The following is a 3,008-nucleotide window of genomic DNA, read 5'->3' on the forward strand; positions in this document are numbered from 1 at the left end:
GCAAGCCCGCCGAGTACATCAAGCAGCGGGTCGGCGAGTGCGAGAACGCGCTCGACAAGCTGACAGCCTACATCGAGGCCAATTTCGAGTTCATGGAAGCCAACCGCGATAACTATGTGGCGCTCGTGGATCTCTGGGGCCGACGCGGGAGCACCGAAGATCACAACCACTTCAATGCCGAAGTCTACGAGCCCTCCCGTCGCTACCTCTCCCACATATTAGAAGAGGGCATGGCCAGCGGAGAGTTTCGCCCGCTTCCGATTGACGCGACCGCTTCTCTCGTTCAAGCCGTCATCGACGGCGTGATGCTGCAATGGGTCTTCGACGAAAAGGCGATCGATTTGCGCGTGGCCGGCACCCAAGTGGTGGAAATGCTGGCACAGCACGCGAAGAACCGATCGAAGGAGAAAGAGCCATGAGTGACGAGCCCGTCCTCGATACATCCGGCATGTCCGCGGCCAAGCGGGCCGCCTTCGAGCTCACCGAGTCGTCTCGGGAAAGCTACTGGGAGTATCCGACATTTGCCGGCGCCCTTTTCATGGGCGAGCTTCCCTTCGAGCTCGTTCACCCCTACCCCGAGCTTCCCCAGGACCGCGACGAGAAAGGCCGGGCCTTCCTCGCGAAGCTCGAGGACTTCCTGCGCGAGCGCACCGACCCGGACCAGATCGACCTCGAGGGAGAGATCCCAAAAGATGTCATCGAGGGGCTCGCCGCGATGGGAGCTTTCGGTATCAAGATTCCCGAGACGTTCGGAGGACTCGGTCTGAGCCAGCAGGTCTATACGCGCGCCGCGGTTCTTCTGGGAAGCTATTGCGGCAATCTTTCGGCGCTCCTGTCCGCTCATCAGTCGATTGGCGTGCCGCAGCCGCTCCTGCTCTTCGGAAACGAAGAACAGAAACGCCGGTTCCTCCCAAGAGTCGCCTCGGGGGAGATCTCGGCATTCGCGCTCACCGAGCGGGGCGTCGGATCCGATCCCGCGCGGATGGAGACCCACGCGGTGCCGACCGAGGACGGAAAGCACTTCATCCTCAACGGCGAGAAGCTCTGGTGCACCAACGGTACTCTGGCGGGGCTTCTCGTGGTGATGGCCAAGACCCCGTCGAAGGTCGTGAACGGCCGCGAGCGGGAGCAGATCACGGCATTCGTCGTCGAGGCCGATTCCCCCGGTGTCGAAGTCGTTCAGCGCTGCCGATTCATGGGACTGAGAGCGCTCTACAACGCGAGGATCCGGTTCACGAACGTCAAGGTTCCGCGAGAGAACATCATCGCCGCGGAGGGCAAGGGCCTTCGGGTGGCGCTCACCACCCTGAACACCGGACGCGTCACTCTTCCGGCGAACTGCGTCGGGCTCGGCAAGCGCGCGCTCAAGATGGCCACGCGCTGGGCACGAGAGCGCGAGCAGTGGGGCGTTCCCATCGGAAAGCACGCCGCCATTGCAAACAAGATCGCCCGCATCGCATCGACCTTGTTCGCCATGGAGTCGGTGACCTACCTGACCTCGGCGCTCGTCGACCGCAAGAAGACGGACATCCGTCTCGAGGCAGCCATGGCGAAGCTGTTCTGCACCGAGGAAGCCTGGACCATGGCCGATGAGACCATGCAGATTCTCGGCGGACGCGGCTACGAAACCGCGCAGTCGCTGAAAGCCCGGGGAGAGACCCCGTTCATCGTCGAGCGAGCGCTCCGGGACGCCCGCATCAATCGCATCTTCGAGGGCTCGACCGAGATCATGCATCTTTTCATCGCGCGAGAGGCGATGGACCCGCATCTTCGCGTCGCCGGAGAGGTCATGAATCCAAAGCTTCCTCTTTCGCGGCGCCTTCGTGCGGCGGCGAAGGCGGTGGCGTTTTATGCCGTGTGGTATCCCAAGCAGTGGATGCCGTCCTTCTCACGTGTGAAGGGTCTCGTCCCCGAGCTCCAGACGCACGTGGGCTACGTCCAGCGGACATCGAAGAAGCTCGCGCGGGCGATCTTTCACGCCATGGTGAAGCACGGCCCCAAGCTCGAGCGCGAGCAGTTGCTCCTCGCCCGATTCGTGGACATCGGCACCGAGCTCTTCGCCCAGGCGGCCTCGGCGACGAGAGCCGAGTCGCTCATCGCCCAGGGCCGCAACCGGAAGGAAGTGCTGGCCCTCGTCGAGCACTTCTGCCAGGGCTCGCGCCTTCGCATCGAAGAGCGATTCCGCGGCGTGAGCAAGAACACGGACCGGCTTGGGTACGCCCTCGCACAAGACGTCCTCGAAGACGCCGCGACCTGGCTCTTCGACGGCATGGTGCAGAAGAGCCTGGACGGTGATGAGCGCGAGCCCACTGCTTCCGCCGCGGAGGCCCCGGCGCCCGAGCTCGAGAAGGTTCACTCATGAGGACTTGCGAGCCGGCGCTCGCTCGGCTATCCTTCTGAATTCCGGAGAATGGCGTTTCCCCGGATCGGGCATGCGCCTGTAGCTCAGATGGATAGAGCGTCTGCCTCCGGAGCAGAAGGTCAGAGGTTCGAATCCTCTCAGGCGTACCAGCCGAAATCCGAGCGCCGAGTGGGCCGCTAGCTCAATTGGCAGAGCAACGGACTCTTAATCCGTAGGTTGAAGGTTCGATTCCTTCGCGGCTCACCACTTTACGAGAATCCTCAAATCCGCTAGAACCATCATGTTTCTCCCCACGTAATTGCCGCCGAGTCGGTCGTGAAGCTGTACGCCAATTTCGCCGCGCAAGGACAATCGAAGAAGCACGTCAAGATGTTCTTGGAAACCATTTGCGACACTGCACCCGCGCGAGGCTGTCAAAGGCTTTCGAGCGGACGCTGCGGCCGGTTCGACACGGATTCGGCTCGCGGCGCGACGGGAGGAAAGGTCGATGACGAGACCGATGATTCTCCCTATCTCTCCTGATAGAGTAGGCTTCGACCCGTTCGCTCATGATCGGCAAGACCCTCGCCCACTACACCATCACCTCCGAGTTGGGCAAGGGAGGCATGGGCGAGGTATACCGCGCGACCGACACGAAGCTCGGCCG

General features: G+C 62.5%; 3 protein-coding genes and 2 tRNA genes. All 5 read left to right on the plus strand.

The genetic code is table 11. The features are described 5' to 3' along the window. Window positions 1-419 (plus strand): TetR family transcriptional regulator C-terminal domain-containing protein (locus VEK15_10810; protein ID HXV61176.1); only part of this gene is annotated, 419 nt, incomplete at its 5' end. After that, a complete protein-coding gene (locus tag VEK15_10815) occupies window positions 416-2,362 on the plus strand; it encodes an acyl-CoA dehydrogenase family protein (protein HXV61177.1) in 1,947 nt (648 codons plus the stop codon). The genes VEK15_10810 and VEK15_10815, both read left to right, overlap by 4 nt. A gap of 72 nt (window positions 2,363-2,434) precedes the next feature. Beyond that, a tRNA-Arg gene (locus tag VEK15_10820) sits at window positions 2,435-2,511 on the plus strand. 21 nt (window positions 2,512-2,532) lie between these two features. After that, window positions 2,533-2,608 (plus strand) — tRNA-Lys (locus VEK15_10825). A gap of 69 nt (window positions 2,609-2,677) precedes the next feature. Further along, window positions 2,678-2,884: a hypothetical protein gene (locus VEK15_10830; protein HXV61178.1), complete on the plus strand. Its 207-nt coding sequence runs from the start codon at window positions 2,678-2,680 to the stop codon at window positions 2,882-2,884. Window positions 2,885-3,008: the final 124 nt, after the last annotated feature.

The sequence above is a fragment of the Vicinamibacteria bacterium genome (assembly GCA_035620555.1).
GTDB lineage: Bacteria > Acidobacteriota > Vicinamibacteria > Marinacidobacterales > SMYC01 > DASPGQ01.

Coding starts and splice junctions, on each gene's coding strand:
- VEK15_10815 (HXV61177.1), top strand. CDS start 416: ATGAGTGACGAGCCCGTCCTCGATACATCCGGCATGTCCGCGGCCAAG.